This is a genomic window from Arthrobacter sp. HS15c (assembly GCF_040812005.1).
Taxonomy (GTDB): Bacteria; Actinomycetota; Actinomycetes; order Actinomycetales; family Micrococcaceae; genus Arthrobacter.
This window is the reverse complement of the sequence record NZ_JBFOHM010000005.1, coordinates 289900-307491: the sequence shown is the minus strand read 5'-3', so window position 1 is coordinate 307491 and position 17592 is coordinate 289900. Positions and strand designations below refer to the sequence as shown.

The 17592-nt window shown below is 66.5% G+C and carries 18 protein-coding genes, 1 tRNA gene and 1 pseudogene; 9 read left to right on the top strand and 11 right to left on the bottom strand.

Annotation, left to right across the window (positions count from 1 at the left end; translation table 11 throughout):
• Window positions 1–14: 14 nt before the first annotated feature.
• The gene (locus ABV518_RS10300) at window positions 15–809 is read right to left on the bottom strand and encodes an alpha/beta fold hydrolase (protein WP_367766936.1); all 795 of its coding nucleotides are present in this window, start codon (window positions 807–809) and stop codon (window positions 15–17) included.
• Window positions 810–1167: 358 nt separating this feature from the next.
• On the opposite strand from ABV518_RS10300, the gene ABV518_RS10295 reads away from it, so the two are divergent.
• The 3 genes from ABV518_RS10295 to ABV518_RS10285 all read left to right on the top strand — a co-directional run bounded on the left by ABV518_RS10295 (window position 1168) and on the right by ABV518_RS10285 (window position 5570).
• Window positions 1168–2487 carry an ammonium transporter gene (locus ABV518_RS10295; RefSeq protein WP_367766935.1) on the top strand — a complete coding sequence of 440 codons (1320 nt, stop codon included), beginning with the start codon at window positions 1168–1170 and terminating at the stop codon, window positions 2485–2487.
• A 160-nt stretch (window positions 2488–2647) separates the two neighbouring features.
• Window positions 2648–4945, top strand: coding sequence for a transglycosylase domain-containing protein (locus ABV518_RS10290; protein WP_367766934.1), 2298 nt, complete (start codon window positions 2648–2650; stop codon window positions 4943–4945).
• Window positions 4946–5012: 67 nt separating this feature from the next.
• On the top strand, window positions 5013–5570 hold the full coding sequence (locus ABV518_RS10285) for a GNAT family N-acetyltransferase (protein ID WP_367766933.1): 558 nt from the start codon (window positions 5013–5015) through the stop codon (window positions 5568–5570).
• 41 nt (window positions 5571–5611) lie between these two features.
• Here the strand turns inward: ABV518_RS10285 and ABV518_RS10280 are convergent, their stop codons facing one another.
• Together ABV518_RS10280 and ABV518_RS10275 are read right to left on the bottom strand one after the other, a co-directional pair.
• Entirely contained in the window at window positions 5612–6217 is a 606-nt protein-coding gene (locus tag ABV518_RS10280; protein ID WP_367766932.1) for a PadR family transcriptional regulator, read from the bottom strand.
• Between the two features lie 131 nt (window positions 6218–6348).
• Window positions 6349–6948, bottom strand: coding sequence for a DUF1992 domain-containing protein (locus tag ABV518_RS10275; RefSeq protein ID WP_367766931.1), 600 nt, complete (start codon window positions 6946–6948; stop codon window positions 6349–6351).
• Between the two features lie 377 nt (window positions 6949–7325).
• Here ABV518_RS10275 and ABV518_RS10270 point away from each other — a divergent pair, with 377 nt between their 5' ends.
• The gene (locus ABV518_RS10270; RefSeq protein ID WP_367766930.1) at window positions 7326–7847 is read left to right on the top strand and encodes a GNAT family N-acetyltransferase; all 522 of its coding nucleotides are present in this window, start codon (window positions 7326–7328) and stop codon (window positions 7845–7847) included.
• A gap of 235 nt (window positions 7848–8082) precedes the next feature.
• Here the strand turns inward: ABV518_RS10270 and ABV518_RS10265 are convergent, their stop codons facing one another.
• From ABV518_RS10265 to ABV518_RS10250, 4 genes are read right to left on the bottom strand one after another with little or no spacing between them, the layout of a single operon-like run.
• Window positions 8083–8541, bottom strand: coding sequence for a hypothetical protein (locus ABV518_RS10265; RefSeq protein ID WP_367766928.1), 459 nt, complete (start codon window positions 8539–8541; stop codon window positions 8083–8085).
• A 13-nt stretch (window positions 8542–8554) separates the two neighbouring features.
• Window positions 8555–8704, bottom strand: a complete 150-nt coding sequence (locus ABV518_RS10260) for a hypothetical protein (RefSeq protein WP_367766927.1) — start codon at window positions 8702–8704, stop codon at window positions 8555–8557.
• A complete protein-coding gene (locus ABV518_RS10255) occupies window positions 8701–9024 on the bottom strand; it encodes a hypothetical protein (protein ID WP_367766926.1) in 324 nt (107 codons plus the stop codon). The genes ABV518_RS10260 and ABV518_RS10255 overlap by 4 nt, the downstream gene beginning before the upstream one ends.
• The gene (locus ABV518_RS10250) at window positions 9021–9539 is read right to left on the bottom strand and encodes a flavin reductase family protein (protein WP_367766923.1); all 519 of its coding nucleotides are present in this window, start codon (window positions 9537–9539) and stop codon (window positions 9021–9023) included. The genes ABV518_RS10255 and ABV518_RS10250 overlap by 4 nt, the downstream gene beginning before the upstream one ends.
• A gap of 291 nt (window positions 9540–9830) precedes the next feature.
• On the opposite strand from ABV518_RS10250, the gene ABV518_RS10245 reads away from it, so the two are divergent.
• Window positions 9831–9904: transfer RNA gene (locus tag ABV518_RS10245), tRNA-Cys, on the top strand.
• A gap of 24 nt (window positions 9905–9928) precedes the next feature.
• On the opposite strand, the pseudogene ABV518_RS10240 reads toward ABV518_RS10245, so the two are convergent.
• The 4 genes and pseudogenes from ABV518_RS10240 to ABV518_RS10225 form a co-directional block, all read right to left on the bottom strand.
• A pseudogene (locus tag ABV518_RS10240) lies at window positions 9929–11496 on the bottom strand (DUF222 domain-containing protein).
• A 143-nt stretch (window positions 11497–11639) separates the two neighbouring features.
• Entirely contained in the window at window positions 11640–12224 is a 585-nt protein-coding gene (locus ABV518_RS10235) for an adenylate kinase (RefSeq protein ID WP_367767070.1), read from the bottom strand.
• A 181-nt stretch (window positions 12225–12405) separates the two neighbouring features.
• Window positions 12406–12903, bottom strand: coding sequence for an SRPBCC domain-containing protein (locus tag ABV518_RS10230; RefSeq protein WP_367766922.1), 498 nt, complete (start codon window positions 12901–12903; stop codon window positions 12406–12408).
• 13 nt (window positions 12904–12916) lie between these two features.
• The gene (locus tag ABV518_RS10225; RefSeq protein WP_367766920.1) at window positions 12917–13249 is read right to left on the bottom strand and encodes an ArsR/SmtB family transcription factor; all 333 of its coding nucleotides are present in this window, start codon (window positions 13247–13249) and stop codon (window positions 12917–12919) included.
• Between the two features lie 115 nt (window positions 13250–13364).
• Between ABV518_RS10225 and ABV518_RS10220 the strand changes: the two genes are divergently transcribed.
• From ABV518_RS10220 to ABV518_RS10205, 4 genes are all read left to right on the top strand, one after another.
• On the top strand, window positions 13365–14060 hold the full coding sequence (locus ABV518_RS10220) for a hypothetical protein (RefSeq protein WP_367766919.1): 696 nt from the start codon (window positions 13365–13367) through the stop codon (window positions 14058–14060).
• A gap of 46 nt (window positions 14061–14106) precedes the next feature.
• Window positions 14107–15105 carry a LacI family DNA-binding transcriptional regulator gene (locus ABV518_RS10215; RefSeq protein WP_367766918.1) on the top strand — a complete coding sequence of 333 codons (999 nt, stop codon included), beginning with the start codon at window positions 14107–14109 and terminating at the stop codon, window positions 15103–15105.
• Between the two features lie 56 nt (window positions 15106–15161).
• Window positions 15162–15890: a FadR/GntR family transcriptional regulator gene (locus tag ABV518_RS10210; protein WP_367766917.1), complete on the top strand. Its 729-nt coding sequence runs from the start codon at window positions 15162–15164 to the stop codon at window positions 15888–15890.
• Window positions 15891–15999: 109 nt separating this feature from the next.
• Window positions 16000–17427 carry an aspartate ammonia-lyase gene (locus ABV518_RS10205; protein ID WP_367766915.1) on the top strand — a complete coding sequence of 476 codons (1428 nt, stop codon included), beginning with the start codon at window positions 16000–16002 and terminating at the stop codon, window positions 17425–17427.
• The last annotated feature ends 165 nt before the right edge of the window (window positions 17428–17592 follow it).

Sequence of the window (17592 nt, the reverse complement as noted above, 5' to 3'; positions counted from 1 at the left end):
CGGGCCGGCTGCGCTCAGGGAAGCAGGAATCCCCTGAGCGCAGCCATCCAGGGTGCGAAGCAGTCCAGGTGGGCGTCGTGCGATGCCCCGGGGAGGTCAATCCGGGTGGCGTTCCTGCCCCGCCGGACAAACTCCGCCTTGGCCGCTTCCGCAAACATGCCCTGCCCGCCATAGACCACCAGGGTGGGGACGGCCACGCTCTCCCACTCCGTCCAGCGCGGAACGGCCACTGCGCTGATGGCCGCTGCCATGACGCCGGGGTCGAACCGCGGCCAGAACCCGCCGTCGCGCTCCTCCAGGTCCGCCGCCCAGGCCCCCGCCAGCGGTGCGTCGCCAAGGAACGCAGCCGCGGCATCCCGGCTGGGGAACGGCACTGGCCAGGACCGGAAGTACTCCCCCATGGCTGCATGGTCCTCGGCCCTTCCGCCGCCGGCGGCCGCTTCCAGCAGCACCAGCCGTGAGACAAGGTCCGGCCGGGTGGCAGCCACGAGCATCGCAGTGTGGCCTCCCATCGACTGCCCCACCAGGGCCACCGGCGTGCCCACCATTTCCATGACGCGCACGAGGTCGGCCACGTACGCCTCGCGCGAAACGTCGTCCGGGTCCCGGGTACTTGCGCCGTGGCCGCGGAGGTCCACCAGGACCGTCCGGCACTCCGGCAGGGCTGCCGCCGTCGGGAAAAATTCACGGGCGCTGCCGGCGAGCCCGTGGAGGATCACCACGGCGGGGCCGCTGCCGCCGGTGTCATGGCAGCGGAGCTCCACTCCCGGCCCGCTGACGACGGTAAATTCCTGGAACGGCTGTGGCATTCCCCCCACGGTGCGTGACCCCCCGGCAGGTGTGTGCTGGTGAGCCGCCGTTCATTTTCACGAAACCTGGCCGTTTTCAGCGTCCGACGGCGGCTTCTCACCTCGCCTGCGCACGGATAACTGGGATTGATGGCATCTGGCGGGCTCAACCGACGGAACGTACCCTGCCCAACAGGTCCCGTTTACATGGCTGAAACATAACGGTCACGCGATCTTCACGTAAGCGACGTTTGCGTAACGTGCCTGCAACTTAGCGAAGCACAAACCGAAACAACCGGCGGCAAATATTGACCAGGGGGAATGCGAGGGCCGATCAGGAGAGTCCCGTATTGCAGGCTCAACGCGAAGGGACCCGCAGGTGGAAATCACTGCGCAACATGTCTGGCTGATGATTTCAGCGGCAATGGTACTGTTCATGACCCCGGGGCTAGGCCTCTTCTACGGCGGCATGACCCGCGCCAAGGCAGCCCTGAACATGATCCTGATGAGCTTCATCTCCGCAGGCATCGTCGGCGTCGTGTGGGTGCTCTGGGGCTACTCCATGACCACCGGCGACGGCATCATGGGCCTCTTCGGCAACCCGTTCACCAACTTCGGCCTGCAGAACCTCATGGGCTCACCGGACCTTATCAAGGCCGGCTACAGCGCCACCTTCGCCATCATCACCGTGGCACTCATCAGCGGCGCCATCGCGGACCGCGCCCGCTTCAGCGCTTGGGCCGTGTTCGTTCCAGTGTGGATCACGCTCGTCTACTGCCCACTGGCCTACATGATCTGGGGCGGAGGACTCCTCAGCGCCGGCGGCGCCCTGACTGCGGTCTTCGGCCAGGTCATAGACTTCGCCGGCGGCGCGGTGGTGGAAATCAGCTCCGGCACCGCCGCCCTGGTCCTTGCCCTGATCGTGGGCCAGCGGCACGGCTTCGCCAAGGACCCCAACCACCGCCCGCACAATGTCCCCTTCATCATGCTGGGCGCGGCCATCCTGTGGTTCGGCTGGTTCGGCTTCAACGGCGGCGCCGCGAGCACCGCCGAACAGGCAGGCCTGATCTGGGTCAACACCCTGGTCACCCCCGCCGCGGCCATGCTCAGCTGGCTGGTCGTCGAAAAGACCCGGCACGGCCACCCCACCTCCCTCGGTGCCGCGTCCGGCGTGGTGGCGGGCCTCGTAGCCATCACTCCGTCCTGCGCCAACATCAGCCCGGTGGCCGCCATCGGCCTGGGCCTGGTGGCCGGGGCAGCCTGCTGCTGGTTTGTGGACCTGAAGTACCGCTTCGGCCTGGATGACTCCCTCGACGTAGTGGGAGTCCACCTGGGAGCAGGCCTGATCGGCACGCTTTCCCTCGGTTTCCTTGCCCTTCCCGTGGACGGCCACGGCGGCGGCCTGTTCTATGGCGGCGGCGTCCAGCAGCTGATTGCCCAGACCGCCGCAGTGGTGGTCACCCTGGCCCTCTCCGGCGGCATGACCCTGGTGATCGGGCGGGCCATCAACAGGACCATCGGATTCCGGGTCAGCCACGAGGCCGAAACCGTCGGCGTGGACCTCGCCGAGCACGCCGAGAGCGCCTACTCCTTCGGTGAGCTGGGCAGCCGTTTCAACCCGTCCGGCCACCTCGCCGCCGCGCAGCCGGCAGCTCCGGAGGCTTCAACCCAGCGCGCCAAAGAAGACAGCTTCGCCTGATCCTGCCCCCGGGCAGAGCAGGGTTGCCGTGCCTGCCAGCCGCTCCCGGATGACCAGTTCCGGCGTCCTCAAAGTATCGGTTTCTATGTGGTAACAGCTCTGGAGGATCCGCGGGCGGGCGGCGTATCCTGATGTCACGTCGCTAGCCTGAGAGCTGAAAATGGCGGACAAGAAGAAACACGGGCACCGTCTGGCCGCGACCCTGGGAAGGGTCATCGGGTTCTTTACTGCGAGCGCATTGTGCGGCGTCCTTGCCGCGAGCCTGGTGGTTCCGGCCGTGGCGGCCGCAAGCTTCGGCGTCAGCACCTCCATCAGTTACTTCGATCGCCTGCCCGAGGAACTGATCGTTGCGCCGCCGTCGCAATCCACCAAGGTGCTGGCCTCCGACGGGCAGCTGATCGCCACGTTCTACGCCGAAAACCGGATCAAGGTTCCGCTGGACCAGATGTCCCCGTTTGTCCGCGACGCCATCGTGGCCATCGAGGACAGCCGGTTCTACGACCATGTGGGAATCGACCCCCAGGGAATCCTTCGCGCGGCGATCGCCAACATGACCAGGGGCGCCAAACAGGGTGCGTCCACCATTACCCAGCAGTACGTCACCAACGTGATCAACGAGGCCTACCTCTCCCAGGACCGGACGGACGAGGTGATCCTGAGTGGCCAGAAGAGCGTCGGCGACAAGCTCCGCGAGATGAAGCTTGCCATCGCCCTGGAAAAGCGGTTCAGCAAGGAACAGATCCTCGAGGGCTACCTGAACATCGTGTTCTTCAACCGGGACGCGTATGGCATTGAGGCTGCGTCACGGTACTTCTTCAGCACCTCGGCCATGGAGCTCACGCTGCCGCAGGCTGCGTTGCTGGCCGGCCTGGTGAACAGCCCCAGTTTCTACAATCCGGCGGTGAACCCGGACAAGTCGATCGTCCGGCGCAACCAGGTGCTTTCAGAGATGCTGGCCACCGGCAAGATCACCCAGGCCGACCATGACGCGGCAGTGGCCACGCCCATCGAGCTCAAGCTGAACCCGGGGCGGCAGGGGTGCGCCAACGCCACCATGGCACCCTACTTCTGTGACTACATTTCCCACCTGATCCTTAACAATCCGGCCTACGGCTCCAGCCTGATCGAGCGGGAGCGCAGGCTCTACCGCGGCGGCCTGACCATCAAAACCACTCTGGACCCCAGGCTGCAGGCTGCCGCCCAGGCGCAGGTTGACGCATCGGCCGGTGCGAATCCCGACAGGTGGGGCGCGTCGCTGGTGACGGTCCAGCCGGGCACGGGCCGGATCCTGGCGATGGCCCAGAACACGGTGTTCCTGCCGGAAGAGGGCCGGTTCGACACACAGCTGAACTTCAATGTGGATTCACGCGATGCCGACGGCAATGACCTGAATGGCGCGGGCGGGTTCCAGCCGGGATCCACCATGAAGCCGTTCACCTTTGCTGAGTGGCTCAACGAGGGCAAGTCCATGACAGCCATGGTGGACGCGTCCCGCCGCGTCTATCCCGTGGGCTTCCCGTGGCGGTCCAGCTGCGGAAAGGTCCTGGGCGCCTACAGCACGGCGCAGAACAATCCCGAGCTGGGCGCGGCCGATGACCTGCAGAACGCCGACGAAGGCTATTACCGTCCGATGCCCGTCAACTACGGCCTGTACAACTCCATCAACACGGCTACCTTCGCCTCCGCCACGCAGCTGGATTTCTGCGGCATCCAGAAGATGGTTGACAGCGTTGGCCTGCACAGCGGCCTGGACGGCGCGCAGATCAACATGCACCAGCTGGGCAACCTGCTGGGAGCCATCGGCGTCGCCCCGGTCCATATGGCCAATGCTTTCGCCACCTTCGCCAACGACGGCCGCTACTGTGTCCCCGTTGCACTGCTGGAGGTGACGGACGTGACCGGCGGCCAGATGCCGGCCCAGGCCACCGAGTGCCGAGCCGCGGTGAAACCTGAGGTGGCCAGGGGCGTCAACGCCGTGCTCCAGGACGTCCTGAAAGTCGGCTCGGGCGTGTGGATCAATCCCAAGATCCACACCCAGATGCCGGTGGCCGCCAAGACGGGCACCTCCAATACCAACGGCGCCACCTGGGTGGTGGGCTACACCTCGGGGCTGGCCACGGCATCCTTCTTCGGCGACGCCCTGGAAGGCCAGAAACGCCCAGGCCAGAACGTCACCGTCAACGGCGTGTTCTATCCCCGCCTTGACGGATACATGATTGCCGGGCCGCAATGGGTCAACTACATGCTGCAGGTGGCCCGGCTCTATCCGGCGGATCCGTTCCCGCCGCCGCCTGCTTCCATGGTTGCCCCGCCGAAACCGACGCCGACGCCGACGCCCGCACCTGCCCGTCCCGCACCTGCACCCGCGCCAGCACCCGCGCCAGCGCCAGCACCTGAGCCTGCACCTGCACCTGCACCGGAGCCTCCGGCATCCACTCCCCCGGCAGCCGCGCCCTAGGAGTCCTAGGACTCATTGCGGTAGGGCGGGGCCGGGTAGTGCGTGCCGGGGGTGCGAAAATGATCGGGTGCAGACCCTTGAGACCGACCGGCTGGTCCTGCGGCCGTGGGAGCCGGAGGATGCCGGCTTCGCCTTTGACCTGTATTCGCGCTGGGAGGTGCAGCGGTTCATTGGCAATCCTCCCCGCGTCATGACAGAGCGGGCAGAGGCGGAGGAGCGGATCAGCGCCTGGCGGCAGGTGGATGACCCGGTACACGCCGTCTGGGCGGTGCAGCTCAAGGATTCCGGCCAGCTGGCGGGAAACCTGCTGCTGAAGTCCATCCCGGCTTCCGGCAGGTCACTGCCGCTCCAGCCGTCCGGCGACACGGAGATCGGCTGGCACTTCCACCCGGACCGTTGGGGGCAGGGGTACGCCTCCGAGGCGGCGGCCGCTGTCCTGCGGCACGCCTTTGCCAGCGGCCTCCGGCGGGTTGTGGCGGTCACGGCACCGGCCAACGCGGCGTCCCGGAAGGTCTGCGGCCGGATTGGAATGAGGCATCTCGGGCAGACCACCCAGTACTACAACTCGCTGTGCGAGCTCTTCGAGGCGACCGCGCCGCAGCCGTGGCCGCCTCTTCTCGACTGAGACTTTCGTATGAGACGTTCGGCTGAGCCTGTCCGGATAGTTCAGTCGGCGAGGATGAGGTAAAGCGCACGGCGGGTTTCGTCGAGCTTTTCGGTCGCTGCCGTGCGCTGTTCCTCCGTGGCACCGCGGAACTGGTGGATGACCCCCATAAGTTTCCCAATGCTCTCGTGGAAAGCAGGTCCGGTTTCGTCGCGCGAGGTGTTCCAGGCGTTGGCCAGTTCCTCCGCGTGTTCCGCCACGTAGTCGCGGCCGGCTTCCGTCAGGGTGAATTCGGTCCGGCGGCCCTCGCCCACGGCGACGATGAGTTCTTCATCGACCAGCTGCTGAAGAGTGGGGTACACCGAGCCCGGGCTGGGGCGCCAGGCTCCGGAGGTCTTTTCGGCGATCGTCTTGATCAGCCCGTAGCCGTTTGACGGCGCCTCCGCCAGCAGCGAGAGGATCGCCGAACGGACGTCTCCCCTGTTGGCCCGCCGGGGACCGCCCGGTCCGAACCCCGGTCCGAACCCAGGACCAAAGCCGGGGCCGAGACCGCGTCCGAAGCCTCCGCCGCCATGGCCATGGGGCCCGCGGCGGCCGTGGCCGCGTCCGAAGCGCCCGCGGGGCGGTTCGTTCTCTGCAAATTTGTTGTTCTCGTACATGCCTTTCATAACGGCATTGTCCTTCCGGTGAGTGGATATCAACCGCCCACCACGACGGTGAGCGATACTTAACGATATATCGCTGAGTATCGCTTGGCAAGAGCTAACGACGGCGGAAATTTGCCGCCGTCGTCATCCCGCTATCCGGTGCCGTTCCACAGCCGCTGCCACCACGGGCGCTTCGGTTTCAGTTCGGGTTCCGGCTCCGGGGCCGCGGCCCGGGCGGCGCGGCGCTCACGCCAGCGCGCCGCTTCCGCCTCGATGTCGCGGGTTTTGGTGATGACGGGCGGCCCGCCCTGCAGCTGGCGGCGGGCGTCGATGACGCGGGCGTTGAAGTCCTTCAGGATGTCCCGGACCTGCTTTTCGGTGAACTGCTCGTCCAGTCGGACGTCAAGTTCGGCGTCCTCGGTGCGGAGCAGGATGGCCTTGGGACCCAGGCCGCTGATGTTCTCCCGCTGGATCAGGCCCTTGACCCACCAGTCGGGATCGTAGGCCTCCCCCAGACCGGGGATCGGCTTGCCTGAATACTTGAGGTTGTCGAACTTGCCCTGCGCCATGGCGTCGCGGATGAGGTACTCCACCCTCTTGGCGTCATCGACTTTCCTGCGCTTCTGCCGCTCATCCGCCTCGGCGGCCTCCAGCTGCGCTTCTTCCTCCGCACTGATTCCCGCGCCGCGGTACGAACGTAGCTCAGCGCCACGCTCCAACCGCCGCCTGAACGCATTGCCGCCTCCGGCCATCACCTGCCACCGCCCCTGAACGCACCGATTCTGACTTCCAGTATTCAAGCGTCTGCGGCCGGATTCAACAGGTCCGCAGCGCGCCGGCGTGCCGGCGGAAGCCCAGCGGCGGCGGGACGAAGCAGGCGGTGACCTCGCGGCGCTCGACGCGGTCCGGCTGGTGCGTTGGACGGGCTGGCAGGAATCCTCGTAAGGGTCTCCCGACGGAGCTGTTTGTTGCCGAACGTGACCGCTCATTGCGCCCGCTGACGCCGGATTTCACGCCGTGACGGGCCGGGCGCGGCCGGCTGGGTGCCGGTGTGCTGCGGCTTCTACAGTGGCTGTCAAAGGAAGACAGCCAGGCAGCCCGCACCGGTGCCGCGACCTAGGGGACCACCGTGACAGTTCGAGAATCGATTGACCCGGGCGCCACGGCGCCCGCCCAGCCGGGTGACCGGCAACTGGAAGTGTCATGGGTCCAGACCGGCTGGGACCACCGCTGGGCCTCGGGGCTCCGCGACCAGATGGACGCCGAGCTACGTCCGCGGTACCAGGCGTTTGTTGAGCAGGGCCGCCGGAGGCCGCTGCCGCCCCGGGCGGAGGACATCGAAACGGTGTGGATCGCCGTCGCCGACGGAAAGCCGGCCGCGACGGCGGCGCTGCTGCGGAACCCGGGTTACTGGGAGGTCAAGCGCGTTTTTGTCTCTCCCGACTTCCGGCGCCGGGCGCTGGCGCAGCAGTCGCTGGCCAAGGTGGAGCAGAGCGCGCGCGGCCTGGGCGTGAACGAGCTGGTCCTGCAGACCGGGATCCTGCAGCCCGAGGCCATTGCCCTGTACTCGCGCGAAGGCTGGGACCGCACCCCCGGCTTCGGCCCATACGCCGGCGACGACGGCAGTGTCTGCTTCCGAAAGGTGCTGTAGCGGGACCCTCGTTCTGCAGGTGAACCTGCGGCGGGGCACAGGATTGGGTTCGCCCCCGCGGGCGCGGGTCCGCCATTGCGGACCTTCCGACGGCGGCAGGAGGCTCGGCGGGGCGAGCCATCGGGCCAGGTGCTGGCTGTGCTGGTGGACGGCACGATCGTGGCCGCAGTCCCGGCGTTTCCGGCGGCGGCTGCCGGTCAGATGGAGACTTCGCCGGTCACGTAGAGACTGCGGGTCAGGTAGAGACTGCGGGTCGGGTGGACGATGCCCCTGCCAGTGGCGCTTCCTGGGCCGGGGTGGCTTCCTCGGTCAATGCGTAGTGGAAGACCCTGCTGCCGGCGTTTTCCAGCCTGCCGCGCGGCTCCACCCTGAACCACTCGTGGCCGGCGACGGCCTGAGCCCAGGCGTCGGCTTCCTCCCAGTACACGTCGCCGGACCGCCGGTCGGGATGCACGTGCATCGCCACAGAAATCATGAAGGAGGCGTCCTCGTTGCTGGGGCGCATGGCGAAACACACCACGTCAACGCTGACGCCGTGGTTCACGCAGGAGGGCTTGCGGGCCATGGCCGTGGCCGCACCCTCCACGGCGCCTTCGTGGATGTCCTGCCAAGCAAGGGCGTACATCTGCCGGCGTAGCAAGGAGAGCTCGTCGCCGCAGATCATTTGGATCCGGCGCGTGAGTGTCCCGATCATGCTGGTACTTCCTTCAGGAATAGATGGACCAATACTCGACGGCGGTGTGACCGTGTTCGCCCGCGTCGCGGTCACGTGCCCGGTGCAGCAGCGGCCCGGACGCCCACAGGACGCCGGCGGCCAGGAGCACGCCGAACGCGCCAAGAACCAAGGCGATGCTCATGATGGCCACCCGGCGGCAGAGAGCAGGCTGACGCCGTCGCGGTTGCCAAGCATCTGGCGGCCCGATCCTTCCAGGCTGACCACCCAGACAATTCCAGCATCTGGCGTTTTGGCATCAACCCGGCCAAGGTAGGGAGCTCCTGCCGGAGGCGTGACGCTGACCGTTGCCCCCACGGCAATGTCGGACCAGTTCTGGGCAGGGTGGTCCTGGCCGGTGCCGTGTCCGGCGTTGCGCGTAAGGTCCAGGCCCAGCCTGGTGTCAGACTCCCGTGGAACGGGGCGCCGGCCCCGTCTTCGGGAACCTGACTTGACCGGTGTCATGCCACGTTCTCCAGCAACTTGGCCCGGGACGGCACGCCTTCGAAGTACCCGCCCTTGAAGAAGAGCAGCGGCTCTGCGCCGTCCCTTGCACCGAGGGCCCGTACCGCGCCCACCACGATGGTGTGGTCGCCGCCGTCGTATTCCTCGTGCAGTTCGCAGTCCACCCAGGCGAGGGCCTGGTCCAGCACAGGGTTGCCCAGCGGCGAGACGGTGTAATCGACCCCGGCAAACTTGTCGGCTCCGGAGCGGGCGAACTGCGCGGCGAGGTGCTGGTGGCCGGCGGGCAGGATGTTCACCGTGAACCGTCCGGCCTTGCGCAGCTGCGGCCAGGTGCTGGAAGTGCGGGCGGGGCTGAAGGTGACCAGGGCCGGATCCAGCGAGAGGGAGGAGAAGGACTGGCAGGTGAAGCCGGCCGGGCCGTTGTCCGTAGCCGCTGTGATCACGGTCAGGCCGGACGCAAAGTGGCCCAGGACGTGACGCAGGCGCTGGGGGGTGAGATCAAAATGTTCCGTCATGTTCTTTTCCTTTCAAGGCCGATAATCCAAACCAACCACCCGTCCACTCCCCTTTCAACCGGGGGTGAAACGCACCGACGCGCAGCGAAACCTGGCTTCACGGCCCGAAGCATGGGGTAACGAAAGGGGCCGCTGACCAGCACATTCAGTCCGGTGCCGGATTCGCGGCATGGTCCGCAGGGCGGCCCTCGGCGGTTCATCCCGCGTCGCCAAACGTCTTGCCCCGCAATGGTCCGCAGGACTGGTTAACAGAGCGGGACAATGCCGCGGCGGGTGCTTAGGCTACTGCTACGTGATGTGCCCGAGAGGCCAGGGAGCGGTCTGCAGAACCGCTGACGCGGGTTCGAATCCCGCCATCACGTCCATTCCGCGGGGTGGTGGAACGCCGCTCAGGTGGTTGCCGGAAATCCAGCCAAGGATCCCACGGGCAGCGCATTGTCGGGTGGCGCATTGTCGGGTGGCGCCTCGTCAGGCAGCGCAGCGTCAGGACGCCTGCCGTCAACGAGTGCCGGATCTGGTTCGTAACGCGCCAGTTGTTCCAGGATTTGTGTTGGCCAGTGGGGTGGTTCCCAGTCGTGGTGTTCGCTTTGGTAGTGGCGGCCGGTGGGTGAAATCCAGCCGGGCGGTTCGTCTTTGGTGGCCGGCCGGGTGTCCACGCTGTGGTGTGTTTGAGCCGGTGGTGTTTGCGGCACAGTGACTCGAGGTTGGTGATGCCGGTGGTGCCGCCGTCGGACCAGGCGAGGATGTGGTCGGCTTCGTTGTCGAGGGATTGGTTGTTGCAGCCGGGGAACGAACATTTCCCGTCGCGGAGTCTGAGCCATTGCCGCATCGCTGCGGGGATGGGGTAGCTGTTCCGTCCGATTTCCAGCGGTGCGCCGTTGCGGGGGTCGGTGAGGACCCGGCGGAATGAGGATGCCCCGTCGGCTACGAGTTTGCGGGCCATGGAGGCGGGGATGGGTCCGTAGCCGTCGAGGTCGGCGGGTTCGTCGGTGAGGCCCATCAGGGCGAACACCGGCACGGTCACGAGGACCTGCGCGGCCGGGGAGGCCGCATATCTGATGCCGGAAGCAATACCGCTGGCTGGCTCGCCCTCAGTCGAGGCGTCTGTGTTGCCGGCCGTTGGGGCGCTGGTGGTGAAGCCGGCGCTGAGGAGGAGTTTGGCGGCGACGTCTGCGCGCAGCTGTGTGATGGTCCGGTCCTCGGCGGGGCCCTGTAGGGCGCGGGCTGCGGCGGTGACGCCGTTCCAGATCCCTGCGGCCTGGTCCGCCGGGAGGTAGGCGCTGAGCCAGGCCATCCCGTCGCGGTCCGGGGCGTACTCCAGCCTCCGGTCCAGGACACTCCTGGCGTGGCGTTTTTCGATGCTGACCGGGTGGTGCCGTTCCCGCCAGGTCCGGGCCTTGTGCCGGAACCGCGCCGGAACCATCTCCCCGGCCGGGCACGTGGCGAGGCTCTCGACCTCCGGGCCCAGAAAGTGGCCTTCCAACGCCGCGGCGCCCGCTGGATCAAGGCCGCTTGTTTCGTCGACCATGACCCGGGCGTGCTGCCACGAAAGGTTCCCGGCCTGCAACGCGGCCAGAGTCAGCCGCAGCGTGGTGGTGAGTTCACGGGACTCGGCGAGCAGTGCTGATGCAGTCCGTTCGCTCACGGTCAGGGCACAGGCGACCTCGGCGACGACGCCCATTTCCCGGGCGAGGCGCTGCTGCGGATGCTCATCCGGTGGAGACATGGCCCGGGTTGCGTTGGCGAACCCTGCGGTGAAACGCACTTTCCTGGCGGCCAGCATGGCCTCCATCCGGGCCGTCTCTTCAAGACCCCCCAGACACGCATCCGCCTGGTCACGAAGCGGGTTCGGGCCGGGGGAATCAAAGCGGCCCTCCGTTCGGTCCACCAACACCGCCAGGGCAGCCATGGAAGCCTTCATGGCCTCCATCGAATCCACTGCCGCTCCGCTTCTCATACCTCCATCATCCTTCGAGGCACCCCCAAGAACCGTGAAGCAAATGCCCTATGTGGATAACCTCCAGCCATGCCGGCCCTGAACAGACATCAGAGACGACGGCGGGAATTCCCGCCGTCGTCCTTCAGCTATTGCCGTTGCCGCTACCGTCCGTCGACGGGCGCCCCGAGCACGTTGCCTACGCAGGCCAGGACCCTGTCCGTGACGTCGTCTATCCCGCCGATCCCGTCCACCTGGGCCAGGATCCCGCGCCCGGCATACCTGGCCACCACGGCCTCGGTCTGCTGGTGGTACAGGTCAAGCCGGTGGCGGATGACGCTTTCGTTGTCGTCGCTGCGGCCGGTCTCCCTGGCCCTGCCGAGCAGCCGCGAGACCAGTTCCCCGTCGTCGGCAGTGAGCTGGAGGACCACTCCAAGTTCCTGCTCACCCGCTGCGAGGATCCCGTCGAGGTAATCCACCTGGGCCACGGTGCGAGGGTAGCCGTCCAGCACGAAACCGTTGCCGGCGTCGTCCTGGCTCAGGCGGTTCCGGACCATTTCGTTGGTGACACTGTCCGGTACGAAATCGCCGGCATCCATGTACCTCATGGCCTCGACACCCAGGGGCGTCCCGCCTTTAACGTGGCCGCGGAAGATATCTCCGGTTGAGATCGCCACTACGCCGAGGCGCTCGGAGATCCGTTCAGCCTGCGTTCCCTTGCCGGAACCGGGCGGACCAATAATCAGCATTCTCGTCATACAAAACCCCTTGCTGGTTATGTGGACGTCGTCGTCCTGGCCCGATGCTACGGCTCCAAAGGTTGCGGCCGGGCTGCATCGGCGCCTGACAGCAGAGTACGACGGCGGGTGCGGCCCGCCGTCGTACTCTTGCGTTTTGTGCTGTTACCGGTAGTCCTGGCGCAGTGGGCGGTCAGGCGCGGGCGTGCTCAGCGAGGACGGCGTCGATCTGGCCGGCGGCCTCCCGCATACCCTCCTCCATGCCCATCTGGACCATCTGTTCCATCTGCTCTTCGGATTCGAAGCTGGAGAGGATGGTCATCCGGGTGCGGCCGTCGGTGTCCTCGAGAGTGACCGTGGCGTGGGTGATCCCCAGGGCCTCAACTGGGTCGCCTTTTTCATCGGCGAATCCGTCGTTGAACTCGAGGCTGTTTGGTGCCTGGATGGCAATAAAGCGCCACCAGCCGCCGGCTTTCTCACCCTCGGGGCCCGTCATGTAGTACGCGGCTCTACCGCCGGGCTCGAAGTCGAACTGCTCGAAGGTTGCCGGCCAGGTGGGCGGCCCCCACCAGCGCTCAAGTTGCCGCGGATCTTCCCAGACCTGCCAGACACGTTCGACGCCGGCGTCGAACTCGGCAACAAGGGTGAAGCTGAGTGCCTCGAGATTCTTGGTGGAACTGATAACTGACATTGCAGAACCTTTCCTATCCTTCAGCCAGAATGTCCGCGATCCGACCGACGCGCTGCCGCCAGATCGCCTCGTACTCATCGAGCAGCCGCCGGGCTTTCTGCAGGCCTTCATGATTGCCCCGCACGATCTGCTCCCTTCCGCGCTTCTCCTTGGTGACCAGGGAGGCGCGCTCCAATACCGCCACGTGTTTCTGGACGGCGGCGAAACTCATGGCGTAGAGGGCGGCGAGGCCGGACACCGAATAGTCCGCCACCGTGACCCGGCGGACAATATCCCGGCGGGTGGCATCGGAGAACGCCTGGAACAGCCGGTCGACGTCGGCTTCACTCATCTGATCTACAACCATTTGGTTGTACGATACGCCGCGGCGCCGAGAGTGTCAACGGAAGTTTTCTGAATTCGGCCGGCCCCAGGCCTTTCCCGCGTAGGCTGAAATCCACCCCCTCACCCGGGAGGATCAAATGACGGTTGTTCCACTGCTTCCGTGCGCCTCGATCGAGGACATGCTGGCGTTCTATACAGCCCTGGGCTTCGAGCCGACCTACCGGCAGTCCAAACCCAATCCCTACCTGGCCATGCGCCGCGGCGATATCAACCTGGGCTTCTTCGGCATGCCGGGCTTCAACCCCGCCGATTCCTACGGCAGCTGCATCATCACCGCCCCAGACACTGCGGAGCTGCACCATGCCTTCACCGACGGGCTCCGGAGCCTCTATGGCAAGGTGCCGCTGGCCGGGATTCCCCGCATGACCCGCCCCCGGCCGCGCAGGAATGCTGAGGGGCTGGCCGGATTCAGTGTGGTGGACCCGGGCGGAAACTGGCTCCGCATTTACCCGGAGGCCGCAGAGGCTGATCCGCCCCCACTGGGGGGAAAGCTGGCCCAGGCCCTGGACAATGCCGTGGTGCTGGCCGACAGCCGCGGCGATCCGGCGCAGGCCGCGAAGATTCTTGACGGTGCGCTCTCCCGGATTACCGACGCACCCGCCGTGGAGCGGGTGGAAGCCCTGGCGTACCGCGCCGAACTGGCCTTCACCCTGGAAGATCCGGAGCGGGCGGCTGCAGTGCTGGCTGAGCTGGACGGGGTCCGACTGGAGGCGCCGGACCGCGAACTGCTGGCGGACACACTCGCCACTGTTGAGGAGTTGCGCGGATCCTGACGCCGCAGGTATCACGTGTCAACACAATCTGTGCGATGATCGGACTGTGACAGCGGAGACGAAACCGAACAAGCGACCAACCAGCTTTGATGTCGCCAAGAGGGCCGGGGTGTCCCGCGCTACCGTCAGCCACGTGCTGAACGGCCAGGGATCCCGCTTCCCGGAGCAGACCCAGCAAAAGGTACTCAAGGCCGCCGCCGAGCTGCAGTACAAACCGTCGCCCGCCGGGCGCGCCCTGGTGACCGGCCGCAGCGACATCCTTGTGGTGATCATTCCCAATACGACATTCGGCAGCAATCTGCAGGACCTCGTGGACAGCGTCAGCACCCAGGCCGCCCGCCACGGCTTGAGCGTGGTGGTTCGCTTCGCCGGCCGGGACGCGGCGGAAACCCTCGCCGCCATCCTGCACTTCCGGCCGGTGGCCGTGGTGGACATCGGGGTGCTGTCCCCCGAAGACCGCGAAACGCTGGAGGCGACGGGAGCGGTGGCCATTCCGCGGTACAGGCGGTCACCCGAACCTGAAGGTGACCTCAATTTCCTCGTCGGCCGGACCATGGCAGAGGAACTGCTCCGTGGAGGGCCGCGCCGTCTCGCCTTCGCCGCCCTGGTTGACGAGCGGCAGGACCCTTTCGGGCCCCCGCGCTATGAAGGCATGAAAGCCGCCGCCCGAACCCGTGGCCTGCCGACGCCCGAACGCCTGGACATTCCCCTCCAGCTCGCCGGCGCGAAAGCGGCCCTCGAAGCCTTCGCGGCTGGCGGCTCCCCGATGGGGGTTGGCTGCTACAACGACGACGTTGCCATCGCTGTACTGGCGGCCGGCCGGGCGCTCGGCCTTGAAACGCCGGGTGATCTTTCGGTGGTCGGAGTGGATGCAACGGAGGTGGGCCAGCTGGTCTCCCCCAGGCTGACCACGATCCTCATGGAGAACGATGCGCTCATGAAACGGATCGCCGCTGACCTTGATGAACTACATCAGAAGGACGCTACTCGGCAGGTCTACGATCCGCAGCCCGTCGTTAAAGTCATCCCCGGCGAGACCGCCTGACGCCTCTTTTCCGGCCACGCGTTGACACGCGGTATGACTAGTGACATGCTCGATACATGGACCTGTTGGACAGCTGGACAGCTAGACAAGACCGAGTCGTACGCGTTGGTGCGGCCGAAGCGGTTTTTGCCTCCCTGCGCGGCGCCATCGAAGCCGGCAAGATTCCTGTCGGCACCCGGCTGGACTCAGAGGCCTCACTGGCCAAGCAATACGGTGTCAGCCGCACCATGGTCCGCGAGGCCCTTCGTTCCTGCACGGCGCTCGGGCTGACCGCCACCCACACCGGCAAGGGAACATTCGTCATCGCCGACAAAGTGGCACAGGACCTCAAGCTCGGCAAGTACTCCGCCAGCGCCCTCGTGGAGGCCCGCCCCCACGTGGAGGTTCCGGCAGCCGGCCTGGCTGCCCAGCGCCGCACGAACGAGGACCTTGAAGCCCTCCGGGAAATCCTCCGCGAAATGTCGGAGGCGGATGACCTCCAGCAGTGGGTGCAGCTGAACACCGAGTTCCATGTGACGATCGCCCGTTCCAGCGGCAACGGCGTCTTCGAGTCATTCCTCTCGGACATCTGTGAGGCGATGGCGAACCAGTCCAACACCCTCAACCTTGTTGCCGACCGGCGCAAGGAATCGGGCGACGAACACGCCCGCATTTTCGAGGCCATCGAGCGCGGCTCCGCCGAGGACGCGTCCGAGGCCATGACCATGCATCTGCACGGGGTGGAGTGTGCCCTCGGCACCATCGTCCCGGGCAGCCAACAATCCGCAGCAGGCCGTACCGGCTAACCTTCGCCCGCTTTTCCGTAGCACACCCTTGACTCCGCCCCGGCGGTGCCATCATCCGCGCCCAAAAATACATCTCCCCGCCCGTCAACGAAGCCCCGTGAGGACCCTCATGACCACCCACCTGACCACCCTTGATGCCGTTCCGGAAACCCGGTCCGAGCACGATCTCCTGGGCGACCGCGACGTGCCCGCCGCCGCGTACTGGGGCGTCCACACGCTCCGCGCCGTGGAGAACTTCCCCATCACCGGCCAGCCGCTGTCCTCCAACATGCACCTGGTCCGCGGCCTGGCCGCAGTGAAGCTCGCAGCCGTCCGCACCAACCACGAACTCGGCCTGATCGACGCCGAGCGCGCCAACGCCATCGAACAGGCGTGCACCGAAGTGATGAACGGCCACCTCGCCGACCAGTTCGTCGTCGACGTTATCCAGGGCGGTGCCGGCACGTCGTCGAACATGAACGCGAACGAGGTGATCGCCAACCGGGCGCTCGAAATCCTGGGCCACCCCAAGGGCGACTACGCCCGCCTGCACCCCAACGACCACGTCAACCTGTCCCAGTCCACCAACGACGTCTACCCCACCGCCGTGAAGCTGGGCACCATCTTCGCCGGCCGGGAACTGCTGGACGCCCTCGCCGAGCTCGAAGAGGCCTGCGCCTCCAAGGCCCTGGAATTCCGCACCGTGGTGAAGATGGGCCGCACCCAGCTGCAGGACGCCGTTCCCATGACCCTCGGCCAGGAATTTGGCACCTACGCCGTCACGATCGGCGAAGACCGGCTGCGCCTCGCCGAAGCCGAACTGCTCATCCACGAAATCAACCTCGGCGCCACCGCCATCGGAACCGGCCTGAACGCCCCCGCCGGCTACGCCGAAACAGCCTGCCGGCACCTCGCTGAGATCACCGGCCTGCCCCTGGTCACCGCCGTCGACCTCATCGAAGCCACCCAGGACGTCGGCGCATTCGTACACCTCTCCGGCGTGCTCAAGCGTGTGGCCGTGAAACTCTCCAAGATCTGCAACGACCTGCGGCTGCTCTCCTCCGGACCCCGTGCCGGGTTCGGCGAGATCAACCTGCCGGCCGTGCAGTCAGGCTCCTCGATCATGCCGGGCAAGATCAATCCGGTGATCCCGGAAGTGGTCTCCCAGGTGGCGTACGAGGTGATCGGCAACGACGTCACCATCACCATGGCCGCCGAAGCCGGACAGCTCCAGCTCAACGCGTTCGAACCGATCATCGTCCACAGCCTCCACAAGAGCATCTCGCACCTGGAAGCCGCCTGCCGCACCCTCACGGCACGCTGCATCCGGGGTATTACCGCCAACACCGAACACCTCCGCCGCACCGTGGAGCGGTCGATCGGCCTGGTCACGGCCCTGAACCCGCACCTCGGCTACGCCACTGCAACAGCCATTGCCCAGGAAGCCCTCGCCACCGGCAAGGGCGTTGCCGAGCTGGTCCTCGAACACGGCCTCCTCACCGACGCCCAGCTCCAGGAACTCCTCAGCCCCGAACGCCTGGCCAACCTCAGCAAGTAACGGGCACCGCTGGTTGAGCCTGTCGAAACCAGGCCTCGACAGGCTCAACCACCCCACAACCAGCAGAACCCCGCCCGTCCAGGGAGCAGGGGCACACCGACGTGCCCGAATTCCCGAACCGGCCAGAGAGAAAAACGGCACTCAACGACGAGGGCCGTTCCGTTA